Genomic DNA, 261 nt, shown 5'->3' on the forward strand with positions numbered 1-261 from the left:
TGCTTAAAAAGTGTGTCAGGTGAATGGTGGAAAATAGCTGAATCAACACGGAAAAGACGATTAAAAAGCCGCCAACGACTAAAAGCGTATTCAGGGCTGATTGAACGGCTTCGCCCATCAGTCTGCCGAAAGGGCGGCCATCGCGAATCCTCGCCCGATGCATCGCTTGCAAAGCGCGAAGGGGCAGGGCAAGCTTGTTTTTTGTCAACGGCTTGCTGGTGGGAGCGAACGGCGCGTAAAAACGGTAGATCACACCTACGG

The 261-nt window shown here is 52.5% G+C and carries 1 pseudogene; it reads right to left on the reverse strand.

The window, feature by feature from the left end:
- A pseudogene (locus MXD62_RS08890) lies at positions 1–261 on the reverse strand (sporulation integral membrane protein YlbJ); the annotation flags it as partial.

The organism is Frankia sp. Mgl5 (assembly GCF_023242985.1).
In the GTDB taxonomy this organism is placed as follows: domain Bacteria; phylum Actinomycetota; class Actinomycetes; order Frankiales; family Frankiaceae; genus Parafrankia; species Parafrankia soli.